The 17055-nt window shown below is 72.5% G+C and carries 18 protein-coding genes; 11 read left to right on the plus strand and 7 right to left on the minus strand.

All coding sequences use genetic code 11. From position 1 onward, the window contains the following. Positions 1-25: 25 nt before the first annotated feature. On the minus strand, positions 26-979 hold the full coding sequence (locus AAH991_RS35980; RefSeq protein WP_346230414.1) for a DNA polymerase domain-containing protein: 954 nt from the start codon (positions 977-979) through the stop codon (positions 26-28). A gap of 108 nt (positions 980-1087) precedes the next feature. Here AAH991_RS35980 and AAH991_RS35985 point away from each other — a divergent pair, with 108 nt between their 5' ends. From AAH991_RS35985 to AAH991_RS35995, 3 genes are all read left to right on the plus strand, one after another. Continuing rightward, entirely contained in the window at positions 1088-1900 is an 813-nt protein-coding gene (locus AAH991_RS35985) for a methyltransferase domain-containing protein (RefSeq protein WP_346230415.1), read from the plus strand. Positions 1901-1978: 78 nt separating this feature from the next. Further along, positions 1979-3115 carry a CapA family protein gene (locus tag AAH991_RS35990; RefSeq protein WP_346230416.1) on the plus strand — a complete coding sequence of 379 codons (1137 nt, stop codon included), beginning with the start codon at positions 1979-1981 and terminating at the stop codon, positions 3113-3115. 11 nt (positions 3116-3126) lie between these two features. Continuing rightward, positions 3127-3732, plus strand: a complete 606-nt coding sequence (locus tag AAH991_RS35995) for a CBS domain-containing protein (protein ID WP_346230417.1) — start codon at positions 3127-3129, stop codon at positions 3730-3732. On the opposite strand, the gene AAH991_RS36000 is transcribed toward AAH991_RS35995, so the two are convergent. Beyond that, positions 3729-4181, minus strand: a complete 453-nt coding sequence (locus AAH991_RS36000; protein WP_346230418.1) for a MarR family winged helix-turn-helix transcriptional regulator — start codon at positions 4179-4181, stop codon at positions 3729-3731. The two genes, AAH991_RS35995 and AAH991_RS36000, sit on opposite strands and share 4 nt — an antisense overlap. 95 nt (positions 4182-4276) lie before the next feature. Between AAH991_RS36000 and AAH991_RS36005 the strand changes: the two genes are divergently transcribed. The 3 genes from AAH991_RS36005 to AAH991_RS36015 are packed head-to-tail and all read left to right on the plus strand — an operon-like array spanning position 4277 to position 6377. Further along, positions 4277-5047, plus strand: a complete 771-nt coding sequence (locus AAH991_RS36005) for a pirin family protein (RefSeq protein ID WP_346230419.1) — start codon at positions 4277-4279, stop codon at positions 5045-5047. Between the two features lie 20 nt (positions 5048-5067). Further along, entirely contained in the window at positions 5068-5403 is a 336-nt protein-coding gene (locus tag AAH991_RS36010; protein WP_346230420.1) for a GNAT family N-acetyltransferase, read from the plus strand. Then, a complete protein-coding gene (locus AAH991_RS36015) occupies positions 5400-6377 on the plus strand; it encodes a pirin family protein (protein WP_346230421.1) in 978 nt (325 codons plus the stop codon). The genes AAH991_RS36010 and AAH991_RS36015 overlap by 4 nt, the downstream gene beginning before the upstream one ends. Here AAH991_RS36015 and AAH991_RS36020 read toward each other — a convergent pair. Then, the gene (locus tag AAH991_RS36020; RefSeq protein ID WP_346230422.1) at positions 6370-7833 is read right to left on the minus strand and encodes an MFS transporter; all 1464 of its coding nucleotides are present in this window, start codon (positions 7831-7833) and stop codon (positions 6370-6372) included. The two genes, AAH991_RS36015 and AAH991_RS36020, sit on opposite strands and share 8 nt — an antisense overlap. A gap of 118 nt (positions 7834-7951) precedes the next feature. Between AAH991_RS36020 and AAH991_RS36025 the strand changes: the two genes are divergently transcribed. Continuing rightward, complete coding sequence (locus tag AAH991_RS36025; RefSeq protein ID WP_346230423.1) at positions 7952-8875, plus strand: SDR family oxidoreductase; 924 nt, start codon at positions 7952-7954, stop codon at positions 8873-8875. Position 8876: 1 nt separating this feature from the next. Further along, the gene (locus AAH991_RS36030; RefSeq protein WP_346230424.1) at positions 8877-9722 is read left to right on the plus strand and encodes a MaoC/PaaZ C-terminal domain-containing protein; all 846 of its coding nucleotides are present in this window, start codon (positions 8877-8879) and stop codon (positions 9720-9722) included. A 117-nt stretch (positions 9723-9839) separates the two neighbouring features. Here the strand turns inward: AAH991_RS36030 and AAH991_RS36035 are convergent, their stop codons facing one another. Next, a complete protein-coding gene (locus AAH991_RS36035) occupies positions 9840-10514 on the minus strand; it encodes a TetR/AcrR family transcriptional regulator (RefSeq protein WP_346230425.1) in 675 nt (224 codons plus the stop codon). A 140-nt stretch (positions 10515-10654) separates the two neighbouring features. On the opposite strand from AAH991_RS36035, the gene AAH991_RS36040 reads away from it, so the two are divergent. The 3 genes from AAH991_RS36040 to AAH991_RS36050 all read left to right on the plus strand — a co-directional run bounded on the left by AAH991_RS36040 (position 10655) and on the right by AAH991_RS36050 (position 14733). Continuing rightward, positions 10655-11824: an acyl-CoA dehydrogenase family protein gene (locus AAH991_RS36040; protein ID WP_346230426.1), complete on the plus strand. Its 1170-nt coding sequence runs from the start codon at positions 10655-10657 to the stop codon at positions 11822-11824. A gap of 2 nt (positions 11825-11826) precedes the next feature. After that, the gene (locus AAH991_RS36045; protein ID WP_346230427.1) at positions 11827-13950 is read left to right on the plus strand and encodes an acetate--CoA ligase family protein; all 2124 of its coding nucleotides are present in this window, start codon (positions 11827-11829) and stop codon (positions 13948-13950) included. Between the two features lie 351 nt (positions 13951-14301). After that, entirely contained in the window at positions 14302-14733 is a 432-nt protein-coding gene (locus AAH991_RS36050; RefSeq protein ID WP_346230428.1) for a cellulose binding domain-containing protein, read from the plus strand. A 36-nt stretch (positions 14734-14769) separates the two neighbouring features. Here the strand turns inward: AAH991_RS36050 and AAH991_RS36055 are convergent, their stop codons facing one another. The 3 genes from AAH991_RS36055 to AAH991_RS36065 all read right to left on the minus strand — a co-directional run bounded on the left by AAH991_RS36055 (position 14770) and on the right by AAH991_RS36065 (position 17026). Further along, positions 14770-16026, minus strand: coding sequence for a hypothetical protein (locus AAH991_RS36055; protein WP_346230429.1), 1257 nt, complete (start codon positions 16024-16026; stop codon positions 14770-14772). An 84-nt stretch (positions 16027-16110) separates the two neighbouring features. Continuing rightward, positions 16111-16524 (minus strand): Uma2 family endonuclease, encoded by a 414-nt coding sequence (locus AAH991_RS36060; RefSeq protein WP_346230430.1) that lies wholly within the window; start codon positions 16522-16524, stop codon positions 16111-16113. Next, positions 16508-17026 (minus strand): response regulator, encoded by a 519-nt coding sequence (locus AAH991_RS36065; RefSeq protein WP_346230442.1) that lies wholly within the window; start codon positions 17024-17026, stop codon positions 16508-16510. Before AAH991_RS36065 ends, AAH991_RS36060 begins: the two co-directional genes overlap by 17 nt. Positions 17027-17055: the final 29 nt, after the last annotated feature.

Below are 17055 nucleotides of genomic sequence, written 5' to 3' on the forward strand. Positions count from 1 at the left end.
TAGCAACGCGGTGTCGCCAAACTCCTCACGAGGTGGCGCGGCGGGCGCGGGCCCGGCGTTTGCCCTCGTGCATGGCCTGGACGCGGGCGACCGGAATCGTGTGGCCTTCCTCGATCAGCTCGCGCGGCAGCCGCTGGGGCTCCGGCATGAGCGCGGCCCAGGGGTCGCTGTCGCGCAGCAGGCCCGCCGCCGTGCGCACGGTGAAGTCGCCGGGCGTGACCCGGTCCAGGTCGTCCCAGGGGACCGGGAACGACACCGGGACGCCGGGCCGTACGCGCGGGCTGTAGGCGGCGACCACGGTCGCGCCGCCGGACCGGGTCGAGTCGATGAACACCCTGTCCCCCCGGTCCTCCCGGATGAACGCCGTCGTGGCGAGGGCGGGGTCGAGGCGTTCGGCGCGTACGCCGAGCGCGCGGGTGGCCGCGGCGACGTCCTCCGTGGTGTGCGCCTCCAGCGGGACGAACACGTGCAGGCCCTTGGCGCCGCTGGTCTTCACCGCTCCCGCCAGGCCGGCGTCGGCCAGCGCCCGGCCGACCAGGCGTGCGGCGGCGACGGCCTGCGGGAACGCCTCGGCCGACGGCGGGTCGATGTCGAGCACGAGATGCGTCGGACGGTCCCACTCCCCGGCGTGGACGAGAGCGGGGTGATACTCCACCGCCCGCTGGTTGGCGAGCCACAGCAGGGTGCGCCGGTCGTCGCACAGGGCGTACGACACCCGCCGCTGGGACGACTCGGCCCACAGCGTGACCGTCCGCACGAAGTCCGGGGCGTAGGAGGGCACGTTCTTCTGCATGAACGGCGCCTGCCCCTGCCGCACCCGCACCACGGACAGCGGGCGCTCGCGCAGCACCGGGATGACGCGGTCGCGGATCGCGTCCAGGTAGTCGACCAGGTCGCGCTTGGTCGCGCCCGCGCCGTCGAACAGCGGCTGGTCGAGGTTGGTCAGCGTGACTCCGTCGCGAACCTCATCGCTGGTCATCCGATCACCATGCCCGCGACGGACCGCCGGAATCAACGCCTCCTCCAATCTCGCTCAATATGTGAGACATATTTGCTCGAATAGCGAGACATGTGGAACCGTGGCGGCATGGCGAACGAAGCCGCCGTGTACACCCACGGCCATCACGAGTCCGTTCTGCGCTCCCACCGCTGGCGTACGGCCGCCAACTCGGCGGCGTACCTGCTGGGTGCGCTGAAGCCCCACATGCGGATCCTGGACGTCGGCTGCGGCCCGGGCACGATCACCGCCGACCTGGCCGAACTGGTGCCGCGAGGTGAGGTGATCGGTGTCGACAGCGAGCCGGGCGTCCTGGAGCAGGCGCGCCGCGAGGCGGAGGGGCGCGGGCTGGGCAACGTGAGCTTCGCGACCGCCGACGTGCACGCGCTCGGCTACCCCGACGCGTCCTTCTGCGTCGTGCACGCCCACCAGGTCCTGCAGCACGTCGGCGACCCGGTGGGCGCGCTGCGCGAGATGCGCCGGGTGACCAAGCCGGGCGGGATCGTGGCGGTCCGCGACTCCGACTACGCCGGGTTCGTGTGGTATCCGCGGATCCCGGTCCTGGACGACTGGCTGGACCTGTACGGCCGGGTGGCCCGCGCCAACGGCGGCGAGCCCGACGCCGGGCGCCGGCTGCGCGCCTGGGCGAGGGAGGCGGGCTTCACCGAGATCACGTCGTCGTCGGCCACCTGGTGCTATGCCACCCCCGAGGAGCGGGCCTGGTGGGGCGGCCTGTGGGCCGACCGCACGGTCCAGTCCTCCTATGCCGGGCGCGCGCTCGAGGGCGGCCACGCCACCCGGGACGACCTGGACCGGATCGCCGGCGGCTGGCGGGAGTGGGCCGCGAGCGAGGACGGCTGGTTCAGCGTCCTGCACGGCGAGATCCTCTGCCGCGTGACCTGACCCGCCCGCACCCGCCGGAAGCCAGGGGGCAGGATGGAGGTGTGGCTGGCTGCCGCGTGCTGCCCGAGGAGGGGTGAGATGCGGTCGGCGGCGGGGGACCCGGTGACGCTGTTCCTGTGCGGCGACGTCATGCTGGGGCGGGGCGTCGACCAGGTCCTCCCACGCCCCGGTGACCCCGCGCTGGAGGAGTCGTGCATCCGGGACGCGCGGGAGTACGTCGGACTGGCGGAGGCGGCCAACGGCCCGATCCCGCGCCCGGCCGGCTACTCCTGGCCATGGGGCGACGCTCTCGAGGTGCTCGACGAGGCCGCCCCCGACGTACGCGTGCTGAACCTGGAGACGAGTGTCACCCGCAGCCGTGACTTCGCGCCCGGCAAGCAGGTGCATTACCGGATGAACCCGGCCAACATCACTGCCTTGGCCGTGGCCCGGCCCGACGTGTGCGTGCTGGCCAACAACCACGTGCTCGACTTCGGCGTACCCGGGCTCACGGAGACGCTGGACGCGCTGGCCGGGGCCGGGCTGGACCAGGCGGGCGCGGGACGGGACGAGGACGAGGCGCGGCGGCCCGCGGTCGTGGTCCTGCCGGGCGGCGGACGGGTCCTGGTGTTCGCGGTGGCGATGCCGTCCAGCGGCGTCCCCGGCGGATGGGCGGCGGCCGGGGACCGGCCCGGCGTCGCCTTTCTCCCCGGGCCCACCCGCGACACCGCGGCGGAGACGGTCCGGCGCGTACGGCAGGTCAAGCAGCCGGGGGACATCGCGGTCGTCTCCGTCCACTGGGGGTCGAACTGGGGCTACGAGGTCGGGGACGACCAGGTCGAGTTCGCGCACGCGCTGGTCGAGGGCGGCGTCGACCTCGTCCACGGGCACTCCTCCCACCATCCCCGGCCGGTCGAGGTGTATCGGGACCGGCTGATCCTCTACGGCTGCGGCGACTTCATCGACGACTACGAGGGCATCACCGGATACGAGGAGTACCGCGACGACCTGCGGCTGCTGTACCTCGTCACCGTCGAGGCGACGGCCGATGGCGCGACGGGGCGGCTGCTGGAGCTGCGGATGGCGCCGATGCGGGCCGTGCGGATGCGGCTGCGGCACGCCCGCCGTGAGGACCGCGAGTGGCTGCTGGCGACGCTCGACGGGATCTGCCGGGAGTTCGGGACGCGGGTCGGACCGGCGCCCGGCGGCACGCTCGCCCTCACGCCGGCCGCGTAGGAGGTGGTCACATGCTGGTCCGCGAGATCATGACGACGCCGGTGGTGACGATCAGGCGCACCGCGACGATCAAGCAGGCCGTCCGCCTGCTGTACGAGCAGGACATCACCGCCGTTCCGGTGGTCGACGCGGCCGGGCGGATGGTCGGCGTCGTCAGCGAGATGGACCTGCTGCGCGGCGAGTACGGCGCCAATCCCCGGGCGTTCCTGCGCCCCGAGGCCCTGCCCACCGGCAGGCCGCCCGCGCTCGTCGAGGAGGTCATGACGCCGCGGGTCGCCACGGTCGGGGACGGCGCCGACACCATGGACCTGGTCGAACTGATGATCACGACGGGGGTGAAGAGCGTTCCCGTCCTGCGCGACGACGAGCTCGTCGGGATCGTCAGCCGGCGCGACCTGATGGGCCTGCTGGCCCAGGGCGACGAGCGGATCCGCGAGGACGTGCTCGCGGCGCTGCGCGACTGCGCCGACACGGCGTCCTTCGGCGCGGCGGTGCGCGACGGCGTGGTCGAGGTGTACGGCCCGGGGGACGAGCGGTCGGCCCGGATCGCCGAGATGGTCGCCCGTACCGTCCCCGGCGTCGCCGACGTCGTCTTCCCCGAGGGGCTCGTCAGCTAGTCGAGGCGGTCGAGCACGTCCGCGGCGAGCCGTTCGAGGGCGGCGACCTGATCGCGGGTGAGCCCGTCGAAGAACAGGGTGCGCACGGTCTCCACGTGCCCGGGGGCCGCGGCCGTGATGGCCCGCCGGCCCTCCTCGGTGATCACGACGAACGCGCCCCTGCCGTCGTCCGCGCACTCCTCCCGTCTGACGAGCCCACGGCGCTCCATCCGGGTCAGGTGGTGGGACAGCCGGCTCTGCTCCCACTGGAGGTCGCGCTGCAGCTCGAACGGCCGCAGCCGCCCTTCCTTCCGGTCGGTGAGGTGCACGAGAACCTCGTAGTCCGCCAGGGACAGACCCGAGTCGGCCTGCAGTTGCCGGTTGAGCCGGGCCGTGAGGCGGCCCTGCATGCGCAGGTACGCCCGCCAGGCGCGCTGCTCGTCCGCGTCGAGCCACCGTGGGCTGTCCATGTCCCCAGGCTATCCGGAATCAATGACTCGTCATGTATGTTGTGGGGCACCAGTAGATGACGCATCATCTACATGGCGACGAGGAAAGGGCACTCATGACCACCACCAGGCTGACCCCTCGTGTGGACATCCGCCGGGCGGCCGAGCGTTTCGCCACCCGCATCCCCTGGCTGGATTCCAAGCACTCGTTCTCGTTCGGCGGCCACTACGACGCCGGCAACACCCACCACGGGCTGCTGCTGGTCAACAACGACGACGTCGTCCACCCCGGCACCGGCTTCGAGACGCACCCGCACCGCGACATGGAGATCGTCACCTGGGTGCTCCAGGGATCCCTGGTCCACCAGGACTCCGAGGGCCACTCCGGCGTCATCTACCCCGGCCTGGCCCAGCGCATGAGCGCCGGCACCGGCATCCTGCACTCGGAGAAGAACGACTCCTGGCGCCTGACCGGCGGCGACACGCACGACAAGCCGGTGCACTTCGTCCAGATGTGGGTGGTGCCCGACGAGCCCGGCATCGATCCCGGCTACGAGCAGCTGGAGATCGAGAACGAGCTGCTGGCCGGCGGCCTGGTGCCGGTCGCCAGCGGCATGGACAAGCACGCCGGCGAGGCCGCCATCCGGATCAAGAACCGGTACGCCGCGCTGTACGCCGCCCGTCTGCAGGCGGGCCAGAGCGTGGAACTGCCCGAGGCGCCGTTCCTGCACCTGTTCGTCCCCCGGGGAAGCGTCACCCTGGAGGGTGCGGGCACTCTGAAGACCGGCGACGCCGTACGCTTCACCGCCACCGGTGGGCAGAAGGTCACCGCCACCGAGCCCGCCGAGATCCTCGTGTGGGAGATGCACGCGACGATCGCCGCCTGACGATCCCGGAAGGAAACCCGATGCAGCAGTCAGAACCGCAGGTCGCCGACAACCCGGAGGCGAGCCGCTTCGAGATCACCGTGGACGGCGCCCTCGCGGGCTTCGCCGACTACCGGCTCAAGGGGCCGGCGATCTCCTTCACCCACACCGAGATCGACCCGGCCTTCGAGGGCCGGGGCCTCGGCTCGACGCTGGTCCGCGCGGCGCTCGACGCCGCCCGCGACGCCGGGCTGGAGGTCCTGCCGTTCTGCCCGTTCGTGCAGCGGTACATCGCGCGGCACCCGGAGTACCTCGACCTGGTGCCCGCCGATCGGCGGGCCCGGTTCTCCCTGGACGGCGGGGAGGGATCGAAGTGAGCCCCGGGGAGCCGGCGCTGTACGGCTGTACCGTCGCCGACGGCACAGAGCCGGAGAGCGTGCTCCTGCCCGGCCACGACGTGCCGCTCGGCCGCTACACGACCGTACGGCGGCTGCTCCCGCAGCGCCCGCGCCGCATGGTCGGCGCGTGGTGCTTCGTCGACCACTTCGGGCCCGAAGACGTGAGCGGCCGGCCGGGCATGCGGGTGCCGCCGCATCCGCACACCGGCCTGCAGACGGTCACCTGGCTCGCCGAGGGGGAGATCCTGCACCGCGACAGCCTCGGCAACGTCCAGACGATCGTGCCCGGGCAGCTCAACCTGATGACGGCCGGCCACGGGATCGCCCATTCGGAGCAGTCGCCGCCGGAGCGCCCGCCGGGCATGCACGGGCTGCAACTGTGGGTCGCGCTGCCGGAGGACGCGCGGCACGGCGAGGCGCGGTTCGAGCACCACGAGGCCCTGCCCGTGCTGCGTGACGGGGACGTCACGGTGACCGTCGTCGTGGGGGAGTCCGGGCCGCTGCGCTCGCCCGCCCTCGTGCACACCCCGCTGCTCGGGGCCGAGGTGCTGTTCGGTGGACCGGGAGAGCACAGGCTGCCGGTGGACCCGGCCTTCGAGACGGCGGTGCTGGCGATGTCGGGCACGGCCGGCGTCGCCGGGGTCGCGCTGGCGCCGGGCTCGCTGCTCTACCTCGGGCAGGGCCGTACGGAGGTTCCGATCGAGGCGGCGGGCCCGGCCCGGCTGTTCGTGCTGGGCGGCACGCCGTTCGAGGAGCCCCTGGTGATGTGGTGGAACTTCGTCGGCCGTTCGCACGAGGAGATCGCGCGGGCGCGCGACGACTGGGCACGGGATGAGTGGATACCGGGCGACCGCTTCGGCGTCGTCCCGGGCGGGGAGCGCCGGCTGCCCGCCCCCGATATGCCCACCGTGCGGCTGAAGGCCCGCGACCGCCACGGCCGCGTCCTCAGCTGACGGACGAGCCCGCCCGCCTTCTGGTGAAGCAGGTCAGCACGGCCAGCGCGGAGACCACGGTCATGCAGGCGAGCGCCCAGCGGTAGCCGGTCACGAGCTGCCCGACCGCGGTGGACGAGACGTGGGACAGCGTTCCCGCGAAGACGGCGTCGTGCAGCCCGGCCGGCAGCGGCACCGTGATGATCGACAGGACCAGCGCGGTGCCGACCACCACCCCGGTGTTCTGCAGCATCAGGCGCATGGCGTTGACGATCCCCAGCCGGTGCGACGGCACCCCGTGCAGGATCGCCGTGGTGTTGCTCGGCAGGAACATGCCCGAGCCGAGGCCGATCAGCACGAGGGCGGCCATGAGCGCCGCCGACGAGACGCCGGGGGAGATCAGGCACAGCAGGACGGCCAGGCCCGCCGTCGTCAGCGAGGTCGCGGCGAGGGCCACCGTGCGCGGGCCGAGGCGGCGCAGCACGAAGCCCGACGCGACCGACGCCGCCATCGCCGCGACCGAGAGCGGCAGCACCTTCACCGCTGCCCGCACCGGGTCTTCGCCGCGGACCGCCTGGAAGAACAGCGACACGAGGAGCACCACCCCGACGCGGGCCGTCGAGTTGAGGAACGACGCCAGAGTCCCCAGGGCGAACGTGACATCGCGGAACATCCGGATGTCCACCACGGGATGACGGGCCCGCAGCTCCCGCACGACGAACAGCGGTAGCGTCACCGCGAACACGACGAGCCCGGACACCACCATCGGATGCCCCCAGCCGAGCCGGGTCACCTCCGACAGCGCGAGCAGCAGGCCGCCGAGACAGGCGAGCACGAGCGCGTTCCCGGACAGGTCGAGGCCCCGGTCACGGCCCTGCGGAGGTCCGGGACGCAGGGCCGTCGCGCCCCAGACCAGGCACGCGATGCCGAGAGGCACGTTGTACCAGAACACCCAGCGCCAGCCGAGGTGCTCGGTGAACAGGCCGCCGAGCGCCGGGCCGGCGAGCTGGGCGATGGAGAACGACGCGGTGTAGACGCCCATCCCCTCGCCGAGCCGCGACTTGGGGAAGGCGTCGGTCACGAGGGCGGCGCTGTTGGTCAGCAGCATCGCCCCGCCCGCCGCCTGCACCACCCGCAACGCCACGATGATCCACGCGTCCGGCGCGAACCCGGCCAGCAGGCTGGCGACGGTGTAGGTGGCCAGGCCGCCGAGATACATCGCCCGCCGCCCGAACAGGTCGGCGAGCCGGCCGAACACGACCATGAGCACGGTCGTCGTGAGCTGGAAGGCGAGCAGGATCCAGCTCGCGGCGTCCGCGCTCGCGTGCGTCTGCCGTACGACCTGGGGGAGCGCCACGTTGAGAGCGCTGCCGCCGAGCGCGGTCAGGACGCTGGCCATGCTCACGACCGACAGCGTCCGCCAGGCGTGGCGCAGCCGCTCCCGCTCGCCGGGGTCCGCCGCGACGGCCTGCGGCACGGCCGTCATCGTCCGGCGAGCTGGGTCATGACCGGCTCCTCCCTACCGAATTCTAGATTCCATTACTAGAATCACGTTCACGAGCGGTCGGGTCAAGGCCGAGTCAAGGGAGCTGCGCATGGGCGGAATCGTGGAAGGCCGTGTCGTGATCGTCACGGGCGCCGCGCGGGGCATCGGGCGGGGACACGCGCTGGAGTTCGCGCGCCAGGGCGCCAGGGTCGTCGTGAACGACCTGGGCGCGGAGGTCGACGGCACGGGGTCGTCCACCGGCGCCGCGGGCGAGGTGGTGGAGGAGATCAGGGCCATGGGCGGAGAGGCAGTGGTCGACGGCGAGGACGTCTCCGACTTCGACGGCGCGCACCGCATGATCAGGAGGGCGGTGGAGACCTTCGGCGACCTGCACGTCCTGGTCAACAACGCGGGCATCCTGCGCGACCGGATGCTCGTCAACATGACCGCCGACGAGTGGGACGCGGTCATCCGGGTGCACCTGCGCGGCACCTTCGCCCCGCTGCGGCACGCCGCCGCCTACTGGAGGTCCAGGGCCAAGGCGGGCGAGCCGGTGGACGCCCGGGTGATCAACACCACGTCGTCGTCCGGCATCTACGGCAACGCCGGCCAGGGCAACTACGGCGCGGCCAAGGCGGGAATCGCGTCGCTGACGATCATCGCGGCCAAGGAGCTGGCGCGTTACGGCGTGACGGTCAACGCGGTCGCGCCCGCCGCGCTCACCCGGATGACGGAGAACCTCATCCCGGGCGGGAGGCGGCCGGCCGAGGGCGGCTTCGATCCGGCGGCGCCGGACAACATCGCGCCGCTGGTGGTGTGGCTGGCGAGCGCGCGGTCGCGGGGGATCACGGGACGGGTCTTCAACGTGCGCGGCGGGCACATCAGCGTGGCCGAGGGCTGGCACGCCGGGCCGGGGGTGGACAAAGACGCCCGGTGGGACCCGGCCGAGCTGGGCGAGGTGATCCCCGGCCTGGTGGACAAGGCCGCGCCGAACGCCCTCACCAGCGGGCGCATCCCGGACGGGGAGGCCTGACATGCCGCTCGACCACGGTCTGATCGGGGTGGAGGGCCCGCCGCACGAGCGGTCGTGGACGTCCGCCGACACCCTGCTGTACGCGCTGGGCGTCGGAGCGGGCACCGAAGAGCTCGCCTTCACCACGGAGAACTCGGCGGGGGTCCGCCAGCGGGTGCTGCCCACCTTCGCGGTGCTGGCCGCCCAGGCGCCGACGGGGCGGCGGCTCGGCGACTTCGATCCGGCCATGCTCGTGCACGCCGAGCAGGCCTTCGAACTGCACCGCGAGCTGCCGGCCGCCGGTCGCGTGCGGACGACCTCGACGGTGACCGGCGTCCACGACAAGGGCTCGGGGGCGCTGGTGACGATCGAGGCCAGGGCGGCCGACGCCGAGAGCGGCGAGTCGCTGATCACGAGCCGCAGCTCGGTGTTCATCCGGGGCGAGGGCGGCTTCGGCGGCGACCGGGGTCCTCGCGACGACTGGGCCGAGCCCGGCAGGGCGCCCGACCACACGGTGACCTACGAGACCCGCCAGGACCAGGCGCTGCTCTACCGCCTGTCCGGGGACCGCAACCCGCTGCACTCCGACCCCGTCTTCGCCGCCCGCGCCGGCTTCGACCGCCCGATCCTGCACGGCCTGTGCACGTACGGCTTCACGGGCCGGGCGCTGCTGCACGCGGTGGCGGGGTCCGATCCGGCACGCTTCGCGGCCATGTCGGGGCGGTTCAGCAAACCGGTCTACCCGGGCGAGACGCTGACCGTGTCCATCTGGGTGTCCGGCGACGGCGCGACGGCGCTGTTCCGTACGGCGAAGGAGGACGGCACCGTCGTGCTCGACCGGGGCAGGGCCGCCTTCCGCCCCGCGTGAGGGGACGCGCCGGGGCCGATCGGGAGGCGGGACGCGGCCCGCGACGGCCGCGGGACCCCCGCCGGGGCGAGTGCGGGCGAGTGCGGGCGGGGGTGGGCCGAGCGGGTGCCGCCGGGGTCAGCCCTGAGCGGCCCCGGCGCCGTCCGTGACGCCGGTCGCGCCCGTGGTGTCCTCGTGGGTGGCCAGGGGGTCGCCGAAGCGGCGGATCAGCGCGACCGCCGCCTCGACGACCTCCCCGGCCTCCTCCTCGGTCCCGCTCGTCGCGACCTCGCGTCCGGCCTCGCCGATCACGCTGGTGAGGACCGAGACGGTCAGGCGGTCGGTCGGGGTGTTCGCCGCGCCGAGCAGGACGGCGTTCTGCCGGACCCACTCCCGGCCGCGGGTGCGCCGCATCAGCTCGAACCCCGGCGGGCCGTCGCCGTCCATGAACAGCCGGGCCAGGTCGCGCCGCTGCCAGGACCCTTCCAGGAACGCCCTGGCCCCGGCGATGAACAGCTCGACGGGGTCCTTCACGCCCGCCTGCTTCGCCGCGGCCACGCTGGACGCCGCGGCCTCCTCGTGGGCTGCCTGGTGCTCCTCCCACAGCGCGAGGAACAACTCGGTCTTGCCGCCGAAGTGGTGGTAGAGGCTGCCCACGCTGGAGCCCGCGCGCTCGACGACGTCGGCGACGTTGGCGTCGGCGAAGCCGTGCTCGGAGAAGACCTCGCGGGCGGCCTGAAGCATGCTCTTACGCGTCTGGGCGGTGCGGCTCCACTCCCACGAGCCGCTCCTGCCGCCGGGCTTGCGTGCCATACGGGCTCCTCGTTCCAGGGACGGCACCATCGTAGCCCGTCGAATTCTAGAAAGTGATTCCAGGCCTCTTGACACCCTTGGGGCGGCTAGCCAGGCTGGAGTCACTTCCTAGAGAGCAATTCTAGAAAAGAGTCGCGTCGATGGACTTCTCCCTGAGCCCCGAGGAATTGCAGATCCGTGACACCATCCGCGCGTTCGTGGAGCGGGAGGTCATGCCGCTCGAACCCGAGGTGCTGCGCAGCGAGCGCGCCGGCGGCCCGGGGCTCGATCCCGAGGTCCTGAACGACCTGCGGCTCAAGGCGAAGAAGATGGGCTTCTGGGGCATCAACACCCCCGAGGAGTACGGCGGGGCGGCCCTGGGCCCGGTCATGTCCGCGATCATCGCCATGGAGATGGGGCGGACGTTCGTCCCGTTCAGCTTCGGCGGCTCGGCCGACAACATCCTCTACGCCGGCACCGAGGAGCAGAAACGGCGCTACCTCATCCCCACCATCGAGGGCGAACGCCGGTCCTGCTTCGCCATCACCGAGCCGGGCGCCGGCTCCGACGCCCGCAACATCCGTACGCGTGCCGTCAAGGACGGCGGCGACTGGGTCATCAACGGCGAGAAGACCTTCATCACCGGCGGCAGCGAGGCCGACTTCGTGATGGTGTTCGCCGTGACCGACCCGGACAAGGGCGCGAACGGCGGCGTCACCTGCTTCCTCGCCGACCGCGACATGGGCTGGAAGTCCGAGCCGATCCCGACCATGGGGCAGTGGGGCCCGGCCTCGCTGGTGTTCGAGGACGTCAGGGTGCCGGAGGAGAACATCCTCGGCGAGCTCGGCAAGGGCTTCGAGCTGGCGATGCAGTGGATCGGCCAGGGCCGCTACATGATCCCCGCACGGGCGGTCGGCTCGGCCGAGCGCATGCTCCAGATGGCGATCGACTACGCCGGGATCCGTGTCTCGATGGGCAAGCCGATCGCCGAATACCAGGCGATCCAGTGGATGATCGCCGACTCGCAGGTGGAGATCGAGGCGGCCAAGTGGCTCACGCTGCACGCCGCCTGGCGGGTGCAGCAGGGCATGGACGCCCGGCACGCGTCCTCGATCGCCAAGCTGAACGGCGCGGTCATGGCCAACCAGGTCGTCGACCGCGTGCTGCAGATCCACGGCGGCATGGGCTACACCAAGGAACTGCCCATCGAGCGGTGGTATCGCGAGCTGCGCCTGTTGCGGATCTTCGAGGGCACCGACGAGATCCAGCGCCGGACGATCGCCCGCAACCTGCTCAAGGGCCACGCCCGCCTCGGCACGATCGGGGAGTGAGGATGCCGGTAGGAGAGCTGTTCAACCCCCGGTCGATCGCCCTGGTCGGCGCGACGGACAAGTCCGGCTGGTCGATCAGCACGCTGACCAACCTCCGTACGCACGGCTTCCGCGGGCCCGTTCACCTGGTCAACCCGCGCGGCGGCGTGGTGCACGGCGAGCAGGCCTGCCGCAGCCTGGCCGACATCCCCGGCCAGGTCGACCTCGCGTACGTGATGGTGCCGACCACGGCCGTGCTGCCCGTGCTGCGTGAGGGGGCCAAGCTCGGCATCCGCCACTACGTGATCCTCACCGCCGGATTCGGGGAGACCGGCCCGGAGGGCGCCGCCCTCGAGGCGGAGATCATCGGCTTCGCGCGGGAGAACGACCTCACCGTGCTCGGCCCGAACGGCAACGGATTCATCAACGCCGCCGGGGACGTCACGCCGTACGGCCTGCCGATCCCGTCCCCGCTGCTGCGCGGGCCGGTCGGCGTGGTGCTGCAGAGCGGCGCGCTGGCCAGCTCGGTGCTCGGCTTCGCCCAGGCCCGCAACGTCGGGATCAGCCTGCTCACCTCGATGGGCAACGAGTCGCTCGTCACCGTCACCGACGTGATCGACTACCTGGTGGACGACCCCGCGACCAAGGCCATCGCGCTGTTCCTCGAGTCGGTCCGCGATCCGGCGGCGTTCTCCCGGGCGGCGCGCCGGGCGCTGCTCGCGGGCAAGCCGATCGTCGCACTGAAGATCGGGCGCAGCCGGCTCGCCTCGCGCACCGCCCAGGCCCACACCGGCGCGCTCGTCGGGGACGACAACGTGATCGACGCGGCGTTCCGGCAGCTCGGGGTGGTGCGGGTGCGGTCCCTGGAGGACCTCATCATCACCGCCGGCCTGCTGGCCGAGGTGGGCCCGCTGCCGGGCCCGCGGATCGGCGTCGTCACGCCCTCGGGCGGCGCGTCGGAGATCATCGCCGACCGGGCCGAGGACGAGGGGCTGGAGCTGCCGGCGTTCGCCCCGGAGACCGTCGCCCGGCTGCGGGAGATCGTGCCCTCCTTCGGGACCGTGCAGAACCCCCTCGACGTCACCGGATATGTGCTCATCGACCGCACGCTGCTCGGCCGCGCGCTGGAGGCCGTCACCGCCGACCCCGGGGTGGACGCGGTCATGCTGCTGTCGGATCTCCCGCGTGTCGCACCGCCCGACCCCGCGCCCGTGTACGCCATGTTCTCCGCGAGCGCCAAACGCATCGCCGAGGCGCCGAGGCCGGTCGTCGTCGTGGGCAACGTGCTGACCGACGTCACCGAGTTCGGCCGCGACGTCCAGCGGGAGGCCGGGTTCCCGTACGTCGCGGGCGGCATCGAGCACGGCATGCACGCCATCGGCGCGGCCGTCCGATGGGGACGGGCGTACCGGGCCGCCGTGGCGGCGGACGGCGCGGCCCAGACGAGGGCCGTGGCGAGGGCAGTGGCGAGCGCCGCGGCGGGCGAGCCCGGGACAGGTGTCTGGGCCGAGCACCGGGCCGCCGCGCTGCTGGCGTCCGCCGGGATCCCGGTCGTGCCCGGCGAGCTCGTGTACGACGAGGAGTCGGCCGTGGCGGCGGCGGTCGGGTTCGGCTACCCGGTCGTCCTCAAGGTCGCCGCCGACGGGCTCGGCCACAAGAGCGACGTCGGCGGGGTCCGGCTGGGCCTGGCCGGCGCGCGGGCCGTCGGACGGGCCTATCGCGAGGTCGTGGCCGCCGCCGCGGCGGTTCCCGGTGCCGGTCGCGTGGGCGCGCTCGTCCAGCCACAGCGCGGCGGCGGCGTCGAACTGCTGGTCGGCGTCGTACGGGACCCCGCGTGGGGGCTCACCCTGGCCGTCGGCCTGGGCGGGATCTGGGTCGAGGCGCTGCGCGACACGGCGCTGCGCGTGCTGCCGGTGGACGCGGCCGAGGTGCGGCGGGCGCTGGACGAGTTGCGCGGCGCCGCGTTGCTGCGGGGCGCCCGCGGCGCCGAGCCGGCCGACCTCGACGCCGTCGCCGAGGTCGTGGCCCGCGTCGCCGCCTTCGCCGGGAGCCTCGGCGACGACCTGGAGTCGCTGGAGATCAACCCCCTCCTCGTCCGCGGCTCCCGCGTGGAAGCCCTGGACGCCCTCATCACCTGGCGCGGCTGAAACCTCCCGCCTCGTCGTCCGTCCGTCCCGGGCCGTCGCGCGGACGGACGACGAGGCCGCCGCGGTGCCGAATTCTCCGGGTATTCGAGCACCGAACGGACCGGGATATTCCTCCGCGTCCGAAAACCGAATTCGTGAAGCCGGTCCGGGTCGCTCCGCCCGCCTCGATCAGTGACCGGTATATCGCCGCCGGTGAAACTCGCAGCTCCGCTTGCCTGCGGTGACGCACGTACGCGCGGGCAGCGCCGAGAGTCGTGAAACGTACCCCCGGGAATTGTTTGACACCGGATTTCGAGTGGTTGACGATCACATTGAAATCGGTTCCATCGCACGCCATCCGGAGGGGGATCGATGCGTTTTCTTCGGGGTTCGTCGAGGATCGGTGCGGCCGGGCTTCTCCTGGCCGCGTTGTTCACGAGTCCCGCCCATGCGGCGCCCGCCGAGGTGCCGGACGGTTACGGCTGCGCGGTGACCTACACCAGCGTCGGGTGGACCACCGGTTTCTATGCCATCGTGACGATCTCCAACACGGGCACCCGGGTGTTCAGCCCCTGGATCCTGCAGTTCGTCTTCCCCGGCAGCCAGACCCTCACCGTCGGCTGGAACGGGACGTTCTCCGCGACTCCGCCGAGCGTCCAGGTCACCAATCCGGTCTGGCGCACGAGCATCGATCCCGGCACGAGCTTCCAGACCGGCTTTAACGCCAACGGGGCCGACGAGCACCCCTCCGGCTTCACGCTCAACGGCATTCCCTGCTCCGTGACCTTCGAGCCCATCGCGTGACGACGCCGACTTCGGCACCGCCGTCGGGGACGTGATTCAGGATCTCGTCCAGATCCACGCCTCGCCGTCCTCGTCGTAGGAGGGGTTGCCGCCGACCGCGAAGACCGTGTCCCTCCCGGGGAGCTTGACCAGGTCGAGCACCTCCGGGGCGTTGCCGGTCCTCGGTGTCTTCTCGTACGTCCAGGAGCGCCGGTCGAAGTGCAGCAGGATCCGTTTGTTCTCGGAGTGATAGTTGGACGCGCCGAGCCACACCCCGCCGTGGCCGTCCGACGCCACGGCGTTGAACGAGACCGCGTCCGCCGGAAGGCCGGAGACCGGGTTCCACCGGTCGCCGTTCCAGCGCATGAGCATCGCGGTGGCCGAGCCGTCACCGGGCGGCAGGATCGATCCCGCGACCCAGACCTCCCGTTCCGACACCACCGCCAGGTCCGTGAATTCGGCCGTGGCGCCGCCGGGCCACGGGGGCGGCGGCACGGCCGTCCAGCGGCGCCCGTTCCAGTGCTCGACCGAGGACACGGTGTCTCCGTCCTCGGTCAGTGCCCACAGGTCACCGGAGGCCGTGGCGCCGAGGTGGCGGACAGCCTGCCGGGCCGGTCGGGGCACGACCGACCAGCCGGCGGGGGACCGGCGCGCGAGCACGGGACGCCAGTCGGGCTCCTCGGCGGTGCCGTGGTCCTGGGCCGCCGCGACCCACGCGTCCGCGGGTCCGGTGACCACGGCGTCATCCAGGACGATCGGGAGCTTCCCCGGCGGCCGCCCCCGGGCCGACCACCGCCGGCCGTCCCACTGCCAGGCGTTCGCGTGATTGTCGAAGATCCAGACGTTGCGGGGGGACGTCGCGGACACCACGGCCGGATACCGCAGGCCCGGCGGAAGCGGCGCGGCCCGCCAGGTGTGCCCGTCCCAGCGCAGGACAGTGCCGGTTCGCCGGTTCTCTCCTGGGGTGCCGACCGCCCAGGCCTCGCCGCCTCCGGTCACGGCGACACTCAGCATCACGGCGCCGGCGTCGGCCGTTCTCGTCTGCGTCCAGGTGCCGCCGGACAGCGACGGGACCACCTCGGGCCGGGCCGAGACCGCCGGCCTGCTGGGTGTGGGGCCGGGGGAACGGAGTCCGGAGCCTGGGGAGCGGAGTGCGGAGCCGGGGGAACGGAGTGCGGAGCCTGGGGAACGGAGTGCGGGGCCGGGGGAGCGGCCCGCGTCCGCTCCGCCACCGCCGCCCGAGCATCCGATCGCGGCGGCGCTCAGTACGCCGATCGCGGCAAGCCGCCCGATCACCATGATTTCCGGTCGCATCGCCCCATGATCGGCGCGGCGCGGCGAGCTGTCCCGGAAACGGGCGAACGAGCCTTGTCCGGAACGTGCCCGGATCGGCCCTGCTCAGAACTGCAGCTCGGCCCAGTCGACAACGAGGGGAATGGGGTTGCTGACGGCGGGAGCCTCACCGGGCTCGTCCTTCATCAGGGTGCCGATGTGCTTGTAGAGCATCGACGCCTTGTCGAGCCGGTAGCGTTCGATGGCCGACACGCCGGTGCGGTCGAGCCGGACGATCCAGTAGTGCGGGATGCCGGCCTTGGCGTACTCACCGAATTTGTCGGTCGTGTCCTGGGTCTCCGAACCCGGAGACACGATCTCCACCACGAGCAGCGCGTGCTCGGCGCGAAGACGTTCGCCACGCTCGCGGTCCAGGCAGCGGTACAACGCGACGTCGGGCCTGCGGTTGAGCAACGGCAGGTCCCGCAGGCGCAGATCCACGTCGTTGTTGACCGTGAGGCACTCATGCCCCTTGCCCATCGCGGCGCGGGCGTACCGCTCCAGCAGGTTCGCCCAGCCGCAGCGCGATCGCCTCGTTGGTCAGGCCCGCGGCCATCCGCTCCAGGATCTCCGTCTCCCTCTCGGTGAGCTGCGGGAACGGCCCGGAGGGCGGGGCCGCGGCGAAGACGCGTTCGGCGACGGCGGCGTCGAGGATCGCCTGGTTGGCGTAGACCGCCGCGAGAGCGCGCAGGATCTCCTCCGAGGACGCGTCCTTCAGGACAAAGCCCCGGGCCCCGGCCCGCAGGGCCTTCCTGACCAGGGCGTCGTCGGAGTGCATGGTGAGGACGAGCACGCGGACGTCCGGCGCCCGCCTGCGGATCCGCTCGATGGCCTCGACCCCGCCGCCGCCCGGCATGTGCAGGTCCATCACGACGACGTCGGGCCGCGTGCCCAGGGTCGTCTCCTCGGCGGAGGCGGTGTCCCAGGCCTCTCCCACGACCTCCACGTCGGGCACGCTCTCGAGCAGCCGGCACAGGCCCATGCGGAACACGGGTGGTCGTCGGCGACCAC

Origin of the sequence: Microbispora sp. ZYX-F-249, assembly GCF_039649665.1 — a bacterium.
GTDB lineage: Bacteria > Actinomycetota > Actinomycetes > Streptosporangiales > Streptosporangiaceae > Microbispora > Microbispora maris.